The following is a 16,911-nucleotide window of genomic DNA, read 5'->3' on the forward strand; positions in this document are numbered from 1 at the left end:
GCGGGGCGAAGCACCGTGGCCCCGGCCTGTCGGACGAGCGGGAGGGTGCCGGTCGCATGCAGACGGCGATCAAACGACGCCTGAACGAGATGGGGCTGCGCAGCCGGTTGCGCGCCCGTCCCCGGCTTCAGGGCCGGATCCTGGCGCCGGCCGGGCTCCGGCGCAGGCTTCCCACCGCTCCCGGCCTCTACTTCCCCTTCTACCACGACGTCCTGCCGGAGTACGCCGGCGATCTGCGCCGCCATCTGCGCGCCCTGCAGCGGGTCGGCCCGATGGTCTCCTGGGCCGAGGCGCTCGCGATCCTGGCTGGTGAGCGCCCGCTCACCGGGCCGGTCTTCTGCCTGTCCTTCGACGACGCACACCTGTCCTGGCGGGACGTGGCCGCCCCGGTGCTGCTGGAGATGAAGGTTCCGGCGATGTTCTTCCTGACCTCCGGGATGGTCGGGCAGCCGGGCAACCTGACCTGGCACGACTGCCGGGGCCTGGTGGCGGCCGGCTTCGACTTCGGGTCGCACACGGTCACCCACCACCGGCTCGCCGACCAGGACGACGAGACCGCGGCCCGGGAGATCACCGGCTCCAAACAGGAGATCGAGGACCAGCTGCAGGTGGAGATCCGGGACTTCGCGGCGCCGTACGGCCACCCCGCGGTCGACTTCCACGAGCGGGACGTCCGGTGCGCCCGCGACGCCGGCTACCGCAGCTTCTCCACCACCCTGCGCCCGGCCATGCACCCGGGCGACTCCCCGATGTTCATCCACCGGCAGGGGCTGCACCCGGCCTGGCCGATCATGGCAGTGAGGACCCGGGTCCATGACTGACACCGACGCGCGCATCTGGCTCTCCCCGCCGGACGTCGGCGATCTGGAGCGCAAGCTGCTGCTGGCCGCCTTCGACTCGAACTGGGTGGCCCCGGTCGGCCCCGACCTGGACGCCTTCGAGGCTCAGGTGGCGGAGCTGGTCGGTGTGCGGCACGCGGTGGCGCTGAGCAGCGGCACGGCGGCCCTGCACCTGGCCCTGATCGCGGCGGGGGTGCGGCGTGGCGACACCGTGCTGGTGCCGTCGTTCACCTTCGCCGCGACCGCGAACGCGGTGGTCTACCTGGGCGCCCGGCCGGTCTTCCTGGACAGCACCCCGGACAGCTGGAACGTCGACCCGGCCCTGGTCGCCGAGGAACTGCGGGCGCGAGCCGAGCGCGGCGCCCTGCCGCGCGCGGTGATCGCCGTGGACATGTACGGCCAGTGCGCCGACTACGACCCCCTGCTCGACGCCTGCGACCGGTACGGCGTGGCGCTGATCGAGGACGCCGCCGAGGCCCTGGGCGCCACCTACCGGGGCCGGGCGGCCGGGTCGTTCGGCCTGGCCGGGGTGCTCTCCTTCAACGGCAACAAGATCATCACCACGGGGGGCGGCGGCATGCTCCTCACCGACGACAGCCGGGTCGCCAAGCAGACCCGGCACCTGTCCACGCAGGCCCGCGAGCCGGTCCCGCACTACGAGCACCGCACGGTCGGCTACAACTACCGGCTCAGCAACCTGCTGGCCGCGGTCGGCCGGGGCCAGGTGCAGCGGCTGGAGCAGATGATCGCGGCCCGGAAGGCCACCTTCGAGTACTACCGATCCGAACTCGACGGCATGACGTTCATGCCGATCGCCGACTACGGCGCCCCCAACTACTGGCTGACCTGCGCGCTCGTGGACGGCGACCGGGACCGCCTGCTCGCCGCGCTCAACGCGAAGAACATCGAGGCCCGCCCCGCCTGGAAACCGATGCACCTGCAGCCCGTCTTCGCCGACTGCGTGATGCGCGGCGGCGACGTGTCGGCCGACCTGTTCCGCCGCGGGGTGTGCCTGCCCAGTGGATCCGCTCTGACCGAACACGACCGGAAACGCGTCGTGGACGCGATTCGGGAGGGCTGAGACGTGCGCGTCGTCTACATCCATCAGTACTACTGCAATCCAGGCATGGCCGGCGGAATCCGCTCCTACGAGCAGGCCCGCCGGCTGGTCGCGCGGGGCCACACCGTCGACGTGATCACCACCGACATCACCCCGGGCACCCGCGAGCTCGGCTGGCGGACGACGGTGGAGGACGGGGTGACCGTCCACTGGTTCCGGGTCCCCTACAACAACAACATGTCGTACGCCCGCCGGCTGCGCGCCTTCGCCGAGTTCATGGTGCTGGCCGGGGTGAAGGCCGCCAGGCTGAAGGCCGACCTGGTCTTCGCCACCAGCACCCCGCTGACCGTCGCGGTGCCCGGCGTGTTCGCCGCGAAGCTGCGCCGGGCCCCGTTCGTCTTCGAGGTCCGCGATCTGTGGCCCGAGGTGCCGATCGAACTGGGCGCGCTGCGCAACCCGATCGCCCGCAGACTGGCCGGCGGCCTGGCGAACTTCGCCTACCGCAACGCCTCCGAGGTGATCGCTCTCTCCCCCGGCATGGCCGCCGGCGTCGCCGCCCGCCGCCCGGGAACCCCGACCACGGTCATCCCGAACGCCGCCGACCTCGACCTGTTCGCCGTCGATCCCGAGGAGGTCCGGCGGTTCCGGGACTCCCACGACTGGCTCGGCGACCGGCCACTACTGGTCTACACCGGCGCGCTGGGCGTGGTCAACGGCGTGGAATACCTGGTCCGGGCCATACACACGGCCGCGACGGTCGACCCTGACCTTCGGTTGCTGATCGTCGGGCACGGCAAGGAGTGGGAGCAGACGTCGGCGCTCGCCGCCGGCCTCGGGCTGCTCGGCAGCGTGGTGCACATGTGGGAGAAGGTCCCCAAGTCGGAGCTTCCGGTGATCCTCGGCGCGGCCACCATGTCGAGCAGCACGGTCCGGCCGGTCCGCGGGCTGTGGGACAACTCGGCCAACAAGTTCTTCGACGCCCTCGCCGCGTCCCGGCCGATCGCCATCAACTACGGCGGATGGCAGGCCGACCTGCTGCGCGAGACCGGGGCGGGCCTGGTCCTCGACCCGGTCGACACCGACACCGCCGGGCTCGAACTGGCCCGGCACCTGCGTGACGAGCTGTGGCTGAAACAGGCCCGGGACGCCGCGCACCGGCTGGCCGTGGAGCAGTTCTCCCGCGACCTGCTCTTCGAGAGGTTCGAAGCCGTGCTGAACCGGTCGGCCCGGCTGGACACCCAGCCCGCCCGTCTCTGACAACAAATCGGGGGAAGTCAGCGTGGAACTGCGTGCCTATGTGCGGGCGTGCCGCCGCCGATGGCTCTGGCTCGTGGTGCCGGTGCTGGTGGCGACCGTCGTCGCGGCCGGCCTGACCCTGGCCGGCGCACCGGGTCACAAGTCGTCGATGGTGCTCTTCGTGAGCTCCGGCACCGGGGATCCGGATGCCGGGGCGCGACGGCTCAACTCGTACATCGCGCTGCTCACCGGGCCGCGGGTGGCGCAGGCCGTGGTCGACCGGATGGGCCCGGACATCACCGGAGAAGAAGTGCGCAAGAGCCTGTCCGCGCAGATGCGCGAGGGCACCGACCTGCTGGAGATCTCGGCGACCGACCCGTCCGCCGAACGCAGCCGGCAGATCGTCACCACCGCCGCGTCGGTCCTGGTCGGGCTGGCCCGCCAGATCGGCGCGCCCGCCGACCCGGACGACGGCCCTCCCCCGGCGGTCTCCATCGTGCAGGACGCGGTCACCGTCGCCGAACCGGACAACCTGGCCCGCAACACCGGATTCGCCGCCGTGCTGGGGCTGCTCCTGGGCGCGGCCGCCGTCGCGGTCAAGGAGGCCACCGGGCGCACCGTCGGCGAGGAGGACGACCTGCGCCGCCTCGGGCTGGAAGCGGTCGGCGCGATCTCGATCGGCGGCCGGTCCCGCTCCGGGCACCCCGACCAGGCGCTCGCCGAGGCGTTCCGGCGGCTGCGCAGCCTGCTGCCGGTGCTGGGCGAGCCGCAGGCCGCCGCCCGGTCGGGCCGCGGCCGGTCGGTGCTGCTCACCGGGGCGAGCCGCAAGGAGGGCACCACGGCCGTCACCTGCGGCCTGGCCATCGCGATGGCCGAGACGGGCGCACGGGTCGTGCTGGTGGACGCGAACATGCGCACGCCGGGAATCGGGCGTTACCTGTCCCTGGACACCTCGCCCGGCCTGGCCGAGGTGCTGGCCGGCACGGCCAGAGTGCCGGACGTGCTGCAGGACTCGCTCGGCGGCCGGGTCACCGTGCTGCCGGCCGGCGAACACGCGCCGGACCCCGGCGAGTTGCTGGCCTCGCCCCGGCTGGGCGCCACCGTCCGCACGCTGACCGAACGCTACGACATAGTGCTGGTGGACTCGCCGGCCCTGAACGGGGTCGCCGACGCGGCCGTGCTCGGGCAGGTCACCGACAGCGCACTGCTCGTGGTCCGGGCCGGGCGGACCCGGGCGGCGGACGTGGAGAAGTCGATCGACCTGCTCCAGCGGGTCGGGGCCAAGCTGGCCGGAGCGGTGCTGAACGCGCTGCCGCGCAAACTGCCGGCCAACGGCTCCTGGCACGGCCCGGCCGAGATGAGCACCGGAGTGGACAGCCCCGATCTGATCTTCGGGTTGGCCCCTGATCAGCCCACCGCCCGCATGGACGACACCTTCGTCTCGCTGCCGGTGGTCGGGCCGGCTCGCGGCCGGGCCCGGGTGATCGCCCCGGACATCGAGGCGCACGACCCCGGCGAGCCCGCGGGTGCGGAGAAGGCCGAGGACAAGGTGCCGGCACAGCGTAGCGGCGAGGACGAGGATGTCGCGGAGACCGCGCCCGCCGGAACCGACGAGGAGCAGCGGCGCGGTGAGTGAACTGCGAGTCGGCGGCACGGAGGCCGGTGAGGTCGGACCGCCACGGCGGGGCGACCCGTTCGCCCTCGCCGGGAAGGTGGTGCGCGAGCCGTCCGTCCAGTTGCTCGCCTCGCAGGTGCTGACCGGTGTGGTGGCGATGGCCGCGAACATCCTGATGGTCCGCTCGCTCAGCCCCACTCATCGTGGTGAGGTCGCGCTGATGCTCCAGGTGGTCTACCTGGCCACCCAGGTGCTGCTGCTCGGCACCGAGCGCAGCTTCGTCGCGAGCTACCACAACGTGTCACCGGCGCCGGCCGTCCGCGCGTACGCCCGGCTGCTCGCCGTACCGTGCGTGCTGTTTCTCGCCGGCGCGGTGATCTGGCAGGTGGCGGCGCCGGACCGCCTGACGCCGGGCCCGGTGATCGTCGCGATGCTCGCCTGGTTCGCGCTGATCGAGGCGATCAGCCTGGCCACCCGGTCGATCGCGATCGCGGTGGGCCGGGTCCGGGACTTCCTGCTGGCCCGGGTGATCGAGGCGCTGCTGCTGCTCGGCATGCTGGTCGGTCTCTATGTCACCGGAGCGGCACGGCCGGAGATGTGGTTCCTGGCCTACCTGTTCGCCGGGGCCACGCCGACGGTGATCTACCTGATCATCTGGCTGCGGCTGCCGGTCCCGGCGGGTTCGAGCCCGGCCGGCCCGGCACAGAACCGTCAGGTGCGGCGGGAGGGTCTGTCGCTCTTCCCGGCCGCGCTGTCCAACATGGCGATGCTGCGGGTGGACCGGCTGGTCATCCCGGCCCTCGCGTCGACCGCGGCCCTGGGCCACTACACCGCGGTGGCCACGATGACCGAGCTGCTGGCATGGCCGGTCCGCGCCTACGCCGACTCCCGTCTCGGCAGGTGGCGGGCCTCGCACAACGACGGCGGCCTGAAAGCGTCGCCGATCCTGGTGGTGGCCGCCGTCTACGTGCTGGTCGTCGTCCCGCTCGTGGCCGGTGGCCTGTATCTGCTGGTCGAGCCGCTGTTCGGCCACGAGTACGCGGACGCCAAGGTGGTCGTGCTGCCGCTGGTGGTCGCGGCCGGCCTCTACGCGGTGTCCCGGATCAGCCTGGGCCTGCTGATCGCCAAGGGCCACGGCGGCCTGGTGTCGGCCGCCGAGATCACCGGTTTCGTGGTGAGCTTCGCCGTCTACCTGCTGCTCATCCCCCGGCTCGGGATACTCGGCGCCGCTTACGGGTCGCTCGCCGGTTACGGGGCCTGCCTCGTCTTCGCGATGGTGGCCACCCGGATCGTGAGAGCCAGGTGAACCGCGCGTTCCTGGCTCCCGGCCTGCTGCTGATCCTGGTCGCGATCGGCGGCCGGTACACGCTGGACCGGGCCGGGCTGCTGGACCTGGCCTGGGTCGACCTGCGGGTGATCGGCCTCGTCGTCGCCCTGGTGGCGCTGGCCGTCGACGCCTCGTACCGGCCGCGTTCCCTCACCCGGCCGCGAGAGGGCTGGCTGCTGGCGGCTCTGCTGTTCTTCCTGTTCCAGATCGCGTCGGCGCTGTGGGCGCCGCCGGCCGCGCGGATCGGTCCGCAGACTCTCGACCTGGTGCTGCTGGGCGTGCTGGTGATCGCCTTCTACCAGTACTCGATCGGCGATCCGGAAACCGTCACCCGCTTCACGTTCCATCTGTTGTTCATCACCGCGATCGTCTACGCCCTGGCCGCGATCTTCATCAGCGGTCCCGGTGAGCAGGGCCGTTACTCGGCGTTCGGCGGCGGGCCGAACGTGTTCGCCCGGATCGAGGTGCTCGGGGTGATCAGCGCGGTCGCCCTGTTCATGCTGACCGGCCGGGTCCTGCCGCTGCTGGTGATCCCGCTCTTCCTGCTGGCCACGGTGCTGTCCGGCTCGCGGGGAACCCTGGTGGCCGGTGCGGTTGTCGGTTTCGCGGCCCTGCTGAAGCTGCGGCACCGGCTGCGTGCCGGGGCGATCGTCGCCGCCGCGGTGGTGTCGGTCGTCGCGGTGGGCGCGATCTGGGCCTTCGCCCCGCCGGCGTTCACCGACCTGTTCCAGGAGCGGTTCGTTGAACAGACCGTGCAGGAACAATATCTCTCCGGGCGTACCGACATCTGGATGGCCGCCCTTCAGCTTTTCGCCGACCATCCGATCGGCGGCTCCGGCCTCGACGGCTTCTACGGCCTGATCGGGGTGAACCAGGCCGTCGAGTACCCGCACAACTATGTGCTCGCGGTCGCCGCCGAGGGCGGGCTGGCCGGGCTCGGCCTGCTCACCGCCTCGATCGTGCTGTGGACCAGGATCGTGCGGGGCGGCGGCGTCCGTCCCCAGGCCACCGGCCTGGCCGTGGCGGCGGCCGTCTTCGTGGCGCTGAGCGGTCTGTTCTCCGGCGACTACTACGACTCCCGGCTGGCGTGGATGTTCGCCGCGCTGGCCGCCGCCTCCGCGTCGGTGCGGGCGCCGGCCGTCTCGAAGGAACTGGCGGTGGCCCGGTGAAGCGGCGCACGGTACTGGTCGCCGGGATCGGCGGCGCGGTGGCGGCCGCCGCGGCCGGGCTGCACGCCGTCCGCGGCACCGCCGACGACGTTCCCGAGGTCCGCGAGCCGGTGCCGGCCGCCCCGCCGGCGGTCGAGGACGCCGCCCGGATCAGGACGGTGGAGTACTGGACCGGCGTCTTCATGAAGAGCTGGGACTTCGCCGACTCCAACGCCACCCCGCTGAGCCGGTCCAAGGACAGCCGGGACCACTACGACCTGGCGTACGACGTCGACGCGTGCACGGCCATGTTCCGCGCAACCGGCCAGAACCGGTACCTGGACCGGGCCCTGACCTGGATGGAGAACGTGGCCGCCGCCGCGGTCCCGTCCACCTCGCTGAAGGACAGCTCGTTCAAGGACCGCTTCCGGGGCTGGCCGTCGAGCAAGTCCGGCGAGGGCGGCAACGAGGTGCCGCTCTACGAGAGCTACCTCTGGCGGTACGGCACCACCCTGCTCGTGGCCATGAAGGACCTCAAGGATCCCGGCTACCAGGACCGCTATGCCAGGCTGCTCGCCTTCGCCGAGACGGACGTCTTCGACAAGTGGTACTCGCGCGGCGCCGGCGACAACATCTACCGCGAGCGCACCCACATGGCGTCGCACTGGGCGCTGATCGCGATGAACCTCGCCCACCTCACCGCCGACCAGGCCCGCAAAGCGCGCTGCAACGCGGTCGTCGACGAGATCAGCAGCCGGCTGCGCGGGCAGTTGCGCCGCAACCCGGCGGAGCCGACCGCGTGGTTCTGGAGCGACGTCTGGGAGTCGGCGAAACGGCCCGGACAGGACGTGGGGCACGGCAACGCGGTCATCACCTATGTGGTGGAGGCCCGTGATCGTGGCCAGGGATGGTCGGACACCGACATGGCGGCGTTCTCCGCCCTGCTCACCAAGGTGATCTGGCCGGGTGACACGACCTATCGCAAGTTCGTCGACGGCACCGGCGCCGACAACGGCTGGTGGTCCGACGGTTTCGTGAAATTGGGCCGCTACGACCCGGCCGTGCAACTGCGGCTGGAGAAACACCAGGTGGTGAACGATCAGTTCGCCGCGAACATGGCGCTCAACGCCCGGCTCCTGCGCCCCTAGGCGGGCCGGGACCGTCGCAGCGCGGAAGGAGACATGCGAGATGACGGCAACGCTGCTGGATCCGGCGGCACGGGAGTGGAAGGAGACTCTCCAGCACGTCGGGCACGACATGTATCACGTGCCGGACTACGTCGTCCTCGACGCCCGGTTGTACGGCGGCACGCCCGCCGCCTTCCATTTCGAGCAGGGTGGGCGACGGTTGCTGATCCCGCTCATCCTGCGGGAGATCCCGGATTCGGATCTCCAGGACGCGATCTCACCGTACGGCTACCCCGGCCCGGTCAGTTCCTCGGACGACGCCGTCTTCTGGGAGGCGGCCTGCGCGGCGTTCGTCCGGACGCTACGTGACGAGGGCGTCGTCTCCGCGTTCGTGCGGATGCATCCGCTGTTCAGCGCCCCCTCGCCGGTCCTTGCCGGGCAGGGCGCGCTGGTCCATCACGGCGAGACCGTGTCGATGGACCTGACCGTCTCGGAGGACGAGATGTGGAAGCAGACCCGCAGCGACCACCGCAACCACATCAACCGGGCGAAGCGGGCCGGCACCACCATCGTGTTCGACGACTGGGACCGGCTCGGTGAGTGGGTCGAGGTCTACCACGACAACATGCGACGGGTCGGTGCGACGTCGTACTACTTCTTCACCCGGGAACACCTCGCGGCGCTGCACGACGCGGTCGGCGACCGCATGCACCTCGCGGTCGCCCTGGAGGGCGACGAGGTGGTCGGCGGCAACACCTTCTTCGAGTACGACGGGATCGCCACCGGGTACGTGTCGTCCACCCGCCGCGCGCCGAAGCGGTACGCCGACGAGCTGCTCTACGACCAGGTGCGGCGCTGGTGCAAGAACCGGGGCGCCGAGGTGTTCCACCTGGGCGGCGGCAAGGGCGGAGCCAACGACTCGCTGTTCTCGTACAAGGCGGGGTTCTCGCCGAGCCGGCACCCGTTCCACACCTGGCGGGTGGTCGCCGACCCGCCCGCCTACGAGCGGCTGGTGCGCGAGCGCCGCCCGGAGGCCGACCCGGCCGACCTGACCGCCACCTTCCCGTCCTACCGCTGAGGAGTACGCCATGCGGATCACCTGTGTCGGCGGCGGCCCCGCCGGCCTGTACTTCGCGACGCTGGCCAAGCTCGCCGACCCGTCGAACGACGTGACCGTGCTGGAACGCAACCCGGCCGGCGTCACCTGGGGCTGGGGCGTGGTGTTCTGGGACGACCTGCTCGACGACCTGTTCAGGTACGACCCGGTCAGCGCGCGGCGGATCTGGGACGCCGCCTACAAGTGGGACGAGTACGAGGTGCGCGCCACCGGAAAGCCGGTCACCCACCTGGCCGGGTACGGCTTCAGCCTGGGCCGGCACCGGCTGCTGCAGATCCTGGCCGAGCGGGCAGCCGAGGTCGGCGTGCGCATCGAGTACTCCGACGAGGTGGCCGACCTCGCCGATCTGCCGCCGTCCGACCTGGTGGTGGCATGCGACGGGGCGCGCAGCCGGATCCGCGACGCGCACGCCGAACACTTCGGCGCCGAGGTGGAGACGGCCCGCAACAAGTACATCTGGCTGGGCACGCCGAAGGTGTTCGACACCTTCACCTTCGGGTTCGAGCAGACCCCGGCCGGCTGGATCTGGTTCCACGCCTACCCGTTCGACGCGCACACCAGCACGTTCATCGTCGAGTGCACCCCGGCGACCTGGGAGGCGCTGGAGTTCGACCGGCTCGACGCTCGCAGCGGGGCGCTGAAACTGCAGGCGATCTTCGCGTCGCATCTGGACGGCGCGCCCCTGATCGATCACCGGGCCGAGGTCGGCGGCACCGGCTGGCTGAACTTCCGGCGGGTCACCGCGCAGCGCTGGGACCACGGCAACGTGGTGCTGATGGGCGACTCGGCGCACACCACCCACTTCGCGATCGGCTCCGGCACCAAGCTGGCGATACAGGACGCGATGGCTCTGGCGGACGCGGTCGCCTCGGGCGACGATCTACCGGTGGCCCTGGAACGCTACGAGCATCGCCGCAAGGCGGCGCTGGCTCCGCTGCAACGCGCGGCACGGGCGAGCAGCGCCTGGTTCGAGCACATGCCGGAGTACGCCCACCTGCCGGCCAGGCGTTTCTCCTACGCGCTGTCGAACCGGCGGGGCGAGTATCCGGCCTGGCGTTATGCGCTGCACATGGCGACGCAGAGCACGATCCCGCGGATGTTGCTGCGGTGGACTCTGCAGGCGCGCCGGTCGAGCCGGGCCCGGCGCCGGACCGAGACGACCCCGATGGGCACGGCACAGGCGATCCCCCACACCGCGTGATCCAACTGAAGGGATGACCGATGACCGAAGGCGCCCTGCTCGAACCCGGCGACCCGGCGTGGGCGGACGCCTTACGGCGCGTCCACCACGACGTCTATCACCTGCCGGAGTACGTGACACTCGACGCCCGGCTGTCCGGAGGAACCCCGGCCGCGTTTCGCTACGACGAGATGGGCCAGGTGTTCCTGCTTCCTCTGGTGCTGCGGCCGGTTCCCGGGACCGGGCTGCGGGACGCGGTCTCCCCCTATGGGTATCCCGGTCCGGTCAGTGACGTTCCGGCATCCGGGACGGCGTTCTGGACGCGGGCTGTTCGGCACATGACGGCGCTGCTGCGTACCCATGACGTGATCTCGGTCTTCGCCCGCCTGCACCCGCTGCTGCCCGCGCCGGCCGGAGCGCTGGTCGAGGCCGGCGCCGTCGTGCACCACGGCGAGACGGTGTCGGCGGATCTGACGCTCACGCCGGAGCAACTGTGGCAGGACACCCACCGCACCCATCGCAACCAGATCAACAAGGCGAAACGGGCCGGGGTACGGATCGTCTTCGACGACTGGGACCTGCTCGACGAGTGGGTGGACACCTATCACGCGACGATGAAGCGGGTCGGGGCGACCGGGTTCTACTTCTTCGACGCCGACCACTTCCACCGGTTGCGGGCGGCGCTCGCCGGGCACGTCCATCTGGCGGTCGCGGTGCGGGACGCGGAGGTGCTGGGCGGCAACCTGTTCTTCGCGTACCGCCGGATCATGCAGACGCATCTGCAGTCCACTCGGGACGGTAAGATCTGGTGGGCGGACAAGCTGCTCTACCACGAGGTCCGACTGTGGGGGCGCGAGCGCGGGAACCTGGTCCACCACATCGGCGGCGGGCTGGGCGGCGCCGACGACTCACTGTTCCGGTACAAGGCGGCGTTCGCGGCGGGGCGGCAGGACTTCCACACGTGGCGGGTCGTCACCGATCCGGTCGCCTTCGAGAAGCTGTGCGGGACACCGACGACGGAGATGCTGGAGGGCCGATTTCCGCCATACCGCTAGGCGTTTTGCGGGATGATGTCCGGTATGACCCCTGGCACCGTGGACGAGTACGCCGAACGGAACACCCAGTTGCTGAGCCGTCGCCGGATCAGCCGCCGCTCGGCGCTGCAAGCGGTCACCGCCGGCGCCGGCGGGCTGGCGTACGCCCAGTTCCGTCTCGCCGACGCGGCGTTCGCGGCCGCCGGCGGCCAGGCCGGCCAGGCCGGAGTGGTCGTCTCGGGGCGGCACCTGTCGTTCGTGCCCGCGAAAGACGGTGTGCCCCGGCCCGCGATGGCGGTGACCGCGCAGCTGGTGAGCCGCACCGGCAGCCTCCCCAAGAAGCTGCGCGCCACCGTCGAGGTGGGCACGAAGCCGGGCGACTACGGCACCCGGTTCGACGCCGAGATCCGGCACCTCAGCGGTTCCGACGCCATCGCGGGCGGGCCGGTGTGCAGCCAGTTCTACGTCAAAGCGGTGCTCGACCGGCTGACGCCGGGGGCGGTGCACCACTACCGGATCCGGCTCTCCGACGGCACGGTCACCGGCGACGCGCACTTCACCGCCGCGCCCGGCCGGGCGGCCGCCGGGCCGTTCACGTTCACCGCGTTCGCCGACGTCGGCACGCACACCGCGCCCACCGACCCGCGGTACGCCTGGCACCAGCAGCCGGCCGTGGTGCGCAAGGCCGGCGGCACCTGGCCGGCCGGCGTCTTCGACAACAACTCCTACATCAGCACCGACCCGGTCGCCGGGGCCAACGGGACCGACCCGTGGCCGGCTCTCACCCAGGTCAACCTGATGGGCACCCAGAACCCGGCGTTCACCCTGCTCGCCGGGGACATCTGCTACGCCAACCCGACCGGCAACGGCCTGCCCGCCGACGACACGATGGCAATGTCCCGGACCGCGCCACCCGGGCGGAGCATGTTCAACCCGTACGTCTGGGACGTCTTCCTCGACCAGATCGAACCACAGGCGGCGTTCGTCCCGTGGATGTTCGCCACCGGCAACCACGACATGGAACCCATTCACGGCACCCACGGGTACGGCGGCCACCTCACCCGCCTCGACATGCCCGGCAACGGGCCGCGCTCCTGCCCGTCGGTGTACCGATTCACCTACGCCAACGTCGGATTCATCTCGCTCGACGCCAACGAGCTGTCCGCCGAGTTGCGGACCAACACCGGGTACTCCGGTGGCGAACAGGTGCGCTGGCTGGAGTCGGTGCTGCGGGAATGGCGCTCCAAGACGGCGGTCGACTTCATCGTCGCGTTCTTCCACCACTGCGCGTACGCGACCTCGCACAACCACGCCTCCGACGGCGGGGTGCGCGACGCACTCGACCCGCTCTTCTCCCGTTACCGGGTCGACCTGGCCGTGCAGGGGCACAACCATCAGTTCGAGCGCACCGACCCGATCCGGTTCGGGAAGAAGACCAGGCCCGCGCCGGACGGCTCCACCATCCGGCCCGCCGACGACGGGGTGACCTACATCTGCGCCGGCTCGGGCGGGCGGCCCCGCTACCCGTTCCGGCCGGCGCCCGGCCCGGAGGCGCCCGCACCGGCCGGCGTGACGCCGCGCGGAGCCCAGGCCCTCCCCGAGGGCGAGCGGTACCGCGGTCACAAGCCGGTGAAGCCCGAGAACAGCACCGAGACCGTGGCGAACAGTTACGTGTGGTCGGCCGCCGGCGCAAAGCCCGGCGGCAAGGGCAAGCGGGTGCCGGAGTCCGTGGACTGGTCGCAGGTCAGGTACGACGCGTACGCGTTCCTGGCCGTCGACGTGGTGCCGGCCGCGCCGGGGCAGCCGACCACGCTGACGGTGCGAACTCTCGCCGACGCGCTGCCGGGAAGCAAGCAGAAGCACACCGAGATCGACCGGATCACGCTGACCCGCACCGCGGGCCGCGGCGTCCTCACCGACGGCCAGACGGCGGCGTCCTTTTAGACCACCGCTCCCAGGCCGCCGCCCGCGACCGCCATTCCCGACCGTCATTGCTCAGGCCACCGCTCCCAGGCCGCCAGCCCGGGACCGCCGCTCCCGATGGCCACCGCTTCCAGGTGCGTCGGCGGTCCGTCAGGCGGCTTTGACCGCGTAACGGTCGACCAAGCCGGCGAGGATGTCGTGGGTGTGGCGCAGGTCGGCCATCTGCGCCTCGATCCGCCGTAACTCCTCGGCGAGCCGGGCAGCCAGCCACGGCGTGCGGATCTCCTCATCGGCCACACACGGCAGGACGTCACGGATCGTGCCGGTGGACAGCCCGGCGGCGAGCAGCGTCCTGATCAGGGCAACCCGCTCGACCGCCGCGAGTGGATAGTGGCGCTGGCCGCCGGTACCCCGCTCGCTCGTCAGGAGTCCCTGCTCCTCGTAGTAGCGCAGCGACCGCGCGCTGGCGCCCGTCGCGGCGCTGAGGTCACCGATCCGCATGCCTGTCTCCCTCGTCACGTGGCCTTGACCCTGACATCAGTGTCAAGTTTTAGCGTGGCCGCATGACGACGACAAGCCTTCCACCCGAGTCCCGCGACCGGACCCTCCCTCCCGCCGACATGCCCGCGGGTACCGCCGACGGCTCCCTCATTGCCGCCGGTGGCTCTGTCGTTCCGGCGGGCCTGGCGCTTGCGACCAGCCCGGTCAGCCTCGCCGGGCTCGCCCTGCCGAACCGCTTCGTGATGGCGCCGATGACCCGCTTCCGCTCCCCCGGCGGCGTGCCCACACCCGAGGTCGCCGCCTACTACCGGCGCCGCGCCGAGAACGGCGTCGGACTGATCATCACCGAGGGCACCCTGGTCGGCCATCCCACCGCGAGCCATGAGACCACCGTCCCCCGGATGACCGCCGGCGCCGCCGAGGCCGGATGGCGACGGGTCACCTCGGAGGTCCACGCGGCCGGCGGCCGGATCACCGCACAGCTCTGGCACCTCGGCAGCGAACGCCGCGCGATCGACGGCATCGGGTCCTGGACCCCGTCGACCATGTCCACCGCGGACATCGACACCATCGTGGCGGCGTTCGCCGAGTCCGCCGTGGTCGCGGCCCGTGCCGGCTTCGACGCCGTCGAGATTCACGCGGCACACGGCTACCTGCTCGACGAGTTCCTCTGGCCGGCGACCAACCGCCGCACCGACGCCTTCGGCGGCAGCCCGTCCCGACGCGCCGCCTTCCCTGCCGAGGTCATCCGCGCGGTCCGCGCGTCGCTGCCGGCCTCGATCCCGATTATCGTCCGCTTTTCACAGTTCAAAGAACGTGCCTACGACGCCCGCATCGCCGGCTCTCCCAGCGAACTCGCCGAGATTCTCGAGGTGCTCGTCGCCGCGGGCGCCGACGTCTTCCACGCCTCCCAACGCCGCTTCTGGGAACCGGCCTTCCCCGGCTCGGAGCTCAACCTGGCAGGCTGGGCCAAGAAGCTGACCGGCCTTCCGTCGATCACCGTCGGCTCGGTCGGCCTGACCAGCGGCTTCGCCAGCTCGCCCGCGATGTCACGCCTGGTCGGCGGCCTGACCGCCGGCGAGTTCGACCTGGTCGCGCTGGGCCGCATCCTCCTCGGCAACCCGGCCTGGGTCCGCCTGGTCGCCGAGAACCGCCTCGCCGAGATCCGCGACTACGACAAGTCCGACGAGGACGTCTACTTCTGAGCGGACCGCCTACTTCTGAAGCGTGTCGTCCACCGGCGCGGCGTTCAGCGCCTCGCCCAGCAGGGCCCGCAACGCGTGGGCGTGTTCGCTCAGGGCGCGCCGGCCGGCACTGGTGAGCCGGGCGGTGGCACGGCGGCCGGTGCGGCGGACCTCGACGTATCCGGCCTCCTGCAGGCTGGTCAGCTGCTTGCTCAGCGCCGAGTCACTCAGCCCGGTCGCCTCACGCAGATAGCTGAACTCGACATGCGCCGCCGGAGCGAGCAGCGAGACGATGGACAGCCGGACCGGCCAGTGCAACAGCTCGTTGAAGCCCGGTGGTCGAGCCCCGGTCATTCCGGACCCCGAACGTCGGCCGCGGCCGCCTGTGCCCGGCCCATCCCGATGACCGCCACGACCCCGCCCGCCAAGCCGCCGATGGTGCTGGCCACCGGCACGTCTAGCAGCCGCATCACCGACCCGACGACGATGGCGGTGACCAGCATGGCTCCAGTGATGATCGCTATTGGGGCCAGCCGGAGGGCGCGCATCCGCAACCGGACGCCGGTGATGCGCTCCAGGAGAACGGCCAACCCGAGGGTCGCCAGTACACCGGCGGCCATCATGGCGATCGCCGCCCAGCCGCTCACGTCCCCGCTCGCCCAGACAACTGTCAGCGAGGCGGCGGAGCCATACGTGTACCAGGCGGGGAAGCGGCGAGGGGTGCCCTGCCGCAGGGTCTGTTCGTTTCGTCGCTGAATCTCGGCGAGCGCCTTGGCGGCCTCGTCAACATCCATGCTGGACACCTTCCCCGTGGGCAAATGTTTCCTGACAGGAAAGATACTCCAACTCTTTCCTCCGAGGCAAGAGACATGTGGCAACGGAGGCGACGGTCGACCCACCGACCGGAAGAGGCGAACGACGCCTTCGTGCGTGAAGTGCACGACAAGGGCCTTGCCTACGACCTGCCCGTGATGTCCCGGCGGCGGATGCCGACCGCGATCGGTGGCGCCGGGGCTCTGGCCGCGGCCGGTGGCGCCCTGCTCGGCGGCACCGCCGAGCCGGCCACCGCGGCGTGCGCGGCCGAGGTCGACTCGGAGGCGGCCGGACCGTACCCGGCCGACGGCTCGAACGGGCCCAACGTGCGTGCGCTCTCCGGCATCGTGCGCAACGGCATCCGGTCGTCGTTCGGCGCATCGACGACGACTGCGCCGGGTGTGCCGCTGCGGTTCTCGCTCACCGCGCTCAACGCGGCGCGCACGCCGACCGTGGGCGCCGCGGTCTACGCCTGGCATTGCGACCGGGCCGGACGATACTCGCTGCACTCCTCGGGCGTGACGGCCCAGAACTACCTGCGCGGCATCCAGGTCACCACTCGGCCGGCACGGTGACGTTCACCAGTATCTATCCCGGGTGTTACGCCGGGCGGTGGCCGCACATCCACTTCGACGTGTACTCGTCGCTGTCGGCGGCCACCAGCGCGAGCGCCCGATCCGCAAGACCTCGCAGATCGCGTTGCCGGAATCCGTCTCCCGGACGATCACCGTTCCCTGACATGGGCGGGGGGCCCCCGGGGGGGGGGGGGGGCGGGGGGGCCCCCCCCCCACCCGGGGGGGGGGGCGC

General features: G+C 71.4%; 16 protein-coding genes. 13 read left to right on the plus strand and 3 right to left on the minus strand.

The window, feature by feature from the left end; genetic code table 11:
- Positions 1-56 precede the first annotated feature (56 nt).
- Genes QLQ12_RS01535 through QLQ12_RS01585 form a run of 11 tightly spaced genes read left to right on the plus strand, consistent with a single transcriptional unit; the run spans position 57 to position 13,627 of the window.
- Complete coding sequence (locus tag QLQ12_RS01535; protein ID WP_282756619.1) at positions 57-821, plus strand: polysaccharide deacetylase family protein; 765 nt, start codon at positions 57-59, stop codon at positions 819-821.
- Positions 814-1,920 (plus strand): DegT/DnrJ/EryC1/StrS family aminotransferase, encoded by a 1,107-nt coding sequence (locus QLQ12_RS01540; protein WP_282756621.1) that lies wholly within the window; start codon positions 814-816, stop codon positions 1,918-1,920. The genes QLQ12_RS01535 and QLQ12_RS01540 overlap by 8 nt, the downstream gene beginning before the upstream one ends.
- Positions 1,921-1,923: 3 nt before the next feature.
- A complete protein-coding gene (locus tag QLQ12_RS01545; RefSeq protein WP_282756623.1) occupies positions 1,924-3,156 on the plus strand; it encodes a glycosyltransferase family 4 protein in 1,233 nt (410 codons plus the stop codon).
- Positions 3,157-3,178: 22 nt separating this feature from the next.
- Positions 3,179-4,771 carry a polysaccharide biosynthesis tyrosine autokinase gene (locus QLQ12_RS01550; protein ID WP_282756625.1) on the plus strand — a complete coding sequence of 531 codons (1,593 nt, stop codon included), beginning with the start codon at positions 3,179-3,181 and terminating at the stop codon, positions 4,769-4,771.
- Positions 4,764-6,056 (plus strand): lipopolysaccharide biosynthesis protein, encoded by a 1,293-nt coding sequence (locus tag QLQ12_RS01555; RefSeq protein ID WP_282756627.1) that lies wholly within the window; start codon positions 4,764-4,766, stop codon positions 6,054-6,056. Before QLQ12_RS01550 ends, QLQ12_RS01555 begins: the two co-directional genes overlap by 8 nt.
- Positions 6,053-7,246 (plus strand): O-antigen ligase family protein, encoded by a 1,194-nt coding sequence (locus QLQ12_RS01560; protein WP_282756628.1) that lies wholly within the window; start codon positions 6,053-6,055, stop codon positions 7,244-7,246. Before QLQ12_RS01555 ends, QLQ12_RS01560 begins: the two co-directional genes overlap by 4 nt.
- On the plus strand, positions 7,243-8,373 hold the full coding sequence (locus QLQ12_RS01565) for a hypothetical protein (protein WP_282756630.1): 1,131 nt from the start codon (positions 7,243-7,245) through the stop codon (positions 8,371-8,373). Before QLQ12_RS01560 ends, QLQ12_RS01565 begins: the two co-directional genes overlap by 4 nt.
- A 40-nt stretch (positions 8,374-8,413) precedes the next feature.
- Complete coding sequence (locus tag QLQ12_RS01570; RefSeq protein ID WP_282756631.1) at positions 8,414-9,430, plus strand: GNAT family N-acetyltransferase; 1,017 nt, start codon at positions 8,414-8,416, stop codon at positions 9,428-9,430.
- 10 nt (positions 9,431-9,440) lie between these two features.
- On the plus strand, positions 9,441-10,670 hold the full coding sequence (locus QLQ12_RS01575) for an FAD-dependent monooxygenase (protein ID WP_282756633.1): 1,230 nt from the start codon (positions 9,441-9,443) through the stop codon (positions 10,668-10,670).
- A gap of 20 nt (positions 10,671-10,690) precedes the next feature.
- Positions 10,691-11,704 (plus strand): GNAT family protein, encoded by a 1,014-nt coding sequence (locus QLQ12_RS01580; RefSeq protein WP_282756634.1) that lies wholly within the window; start codon positions 10,691-10,693, stop codon positions 11,702-11,704.
- A 24-nt stretch (positions 11,705-11,728) separates the two neighbouring features.
- Positions 11,729-13,627, plus strand: a complete 1,899-nt coding sequence (locus tag QLQ12_RS01585; protein WP_282756636.1) for a purple acid phosphatase family protein — start codon at positions 11,729-11,731, stop codon at positions 13,625-13,627.
- Positions 13,628-13,756: 129 nt separating this feature from the next.
- Here the strand turns inward: QLQ12_RS01585 and QLQ12_RS01590 are convergent, their stop codons facing one another.
- Positions 13,757-14,107, minus strand: a complete 351-nt coding sequence (locus QLQ12_RS01590) for a MerR family transcriptional regulator (protein ID WP_282756637.1) — start codon at positions 14,105-14,107, stop codon at positions 13,757-13,759.
- A gap of 62 nt (positions 14,108-14,169) precedes the next feature.
- Here QLQ12_RS01590 and QLQ12_RS01595 point away from each other — a divergent pair, with 62 nt between their 5' ends.
- Positions 14,170-15,312: an oxidoreductase gene (locus QLQ12_RS01595; protein WP_282756639.1), complete on the plus strand. Its 1,143-nt coding sequence runs from the start codon at positions 14,170-14,172 to the stop codon at positions 15,310-15,312.
- 9 nt (positions 15,313-15,321) lie between these two features.
- Here QLQ12_RS01595 and QLQ12_RS01600 read toward each other — a convergent pair whose 3' ends face one another.
- Positions 15,322-15,645: a transcriptional regulator gene (locus QLQ12_RS01600; protein ID WP_282756641.1), complete on the minus strand. Its 324-nt coding sequence runs from the start codon at positions 15,643-15,645 to the stop codon at positions 15,322-15,324.
- Positions 15,642-16,085 (minus strand): hypothetical protein, encoded by a 444-nt coding sequence (locus tag QLQ12_RS01605; RefSeq protein WP_282756643.1) that lies wholly within the window; start codon positions 16,083-16,085, stop codon positions 15,642-15,644. Before QLQ12_RS01605 ends, QLQ12_RS01600 begins: the two co-directional genes overlap by 4 nt.
- Positions 16,086-16,217: 132 nt before the next feature.
- Between QLQ12_RS01605 and QLQ12_RS01610 the strand changes: the two genes are divergently transcribed.
- Positions 16,218-16,679, plus strand: coding sequence for a peptidase associated/transthyretin-like domain-containing protein (locus QLQ12_RS01610; RefSeq protein WP_282756645.1), 462 nt, complete (start codon positions 16,218-16,220; stop codon positions 16,677-16,679).
- The last annotated feature ends 232 nt before the right edge of the window (positions 16,680-16,911 follow it).

This window comes from Actinoplanes sandaracinus, from assembly GCF_030009775.1.
Classification (GTDB): Bacteria; Actinomycetota; Actinomycetes; order Mycobacteriales; family Micromonosporaceae; genus Actinoplanes; species Actinoplanes sandaracinus.

What these genes read in the sequence shown, in the direction of transcription:
- QLQ12_RS01580 (WP_282756634.1), top strand. Translation starts at nt 10,691, where the DNA reads ATGACCGAAGGCGCCCTGCTCGAACCCGGCGACCCGGCGTGGGCGGAC.
- QLQ12_RS01590 (WP_282756637.1), bottom strand. Translation starts at nt 14,107, where the DNA reads ATGCGGATCGGTGACCTCAGCGCCGCGACGGGCGCCAGCGCGCGGTCG.
- QLQ12_RS01535 (WP_282756619.1), top strand. Translation starts at nt 57, where the DNA reads ATGCAGACGGCGATCAAACGACGCCTGAACGAGATGGGGCTGCGCAGC.
- QLQ12_RS01540 (WP_282756621.1), top strand. Translation starts at nt 814, where the DNA reads ATGACTGACACCGACGCGCGCATCTGGCTCTCCCCGCCGGACGTCGGC.
- QLQ12_RS01600 (WP_282756641.1), bottom strand. Translation starts at nt 15,645, where the DNA reads ATGACCGGGGCTCGACCACCGGGCTTCAACGAGCTGTTGCACTGGCCG.
- QLQ12_RS01570 (WP_282756631.1), top strand. Translation starts at nt 8,414, where the DNA reads ATGACGGCAACGCTGCTGGATCCGGCGGCACGGGAGTGGAAGGAGACT.
- QLQ12_RS01595 (WP_282756639.1), top strand. Translation starts at nt 14,170, where the DNA reads ATGACGACGACAAGCCTTCCACCCGAGTCCCGCGACCGGACCCTCCCT.
- QLQ12_RS01585 (WP_282756636.1), top strand. Translation starts at nt 11,729, where the DNA reads ATGACCCCTGGCACCGTGGACGAGTACGCCGAACGGAACACCCAGTTG.
- QLQ12_RS01575 (WP_282756633.1), top strand. Translation starts at nt 9,441, where the DNA reads ATGCGGATCACCTGTGTCGGCGGCGGCCCCGCCGGCCTGTACTTCGCG.
- QLQ12_RS01605 (WP_282756643.1), bottom strand. Translation starts at nt 16,085, where the DNA reads ATGGATGTTGACGAGGCCGCCAAGGCGCTCGCCGAGATTCAGCGACGA.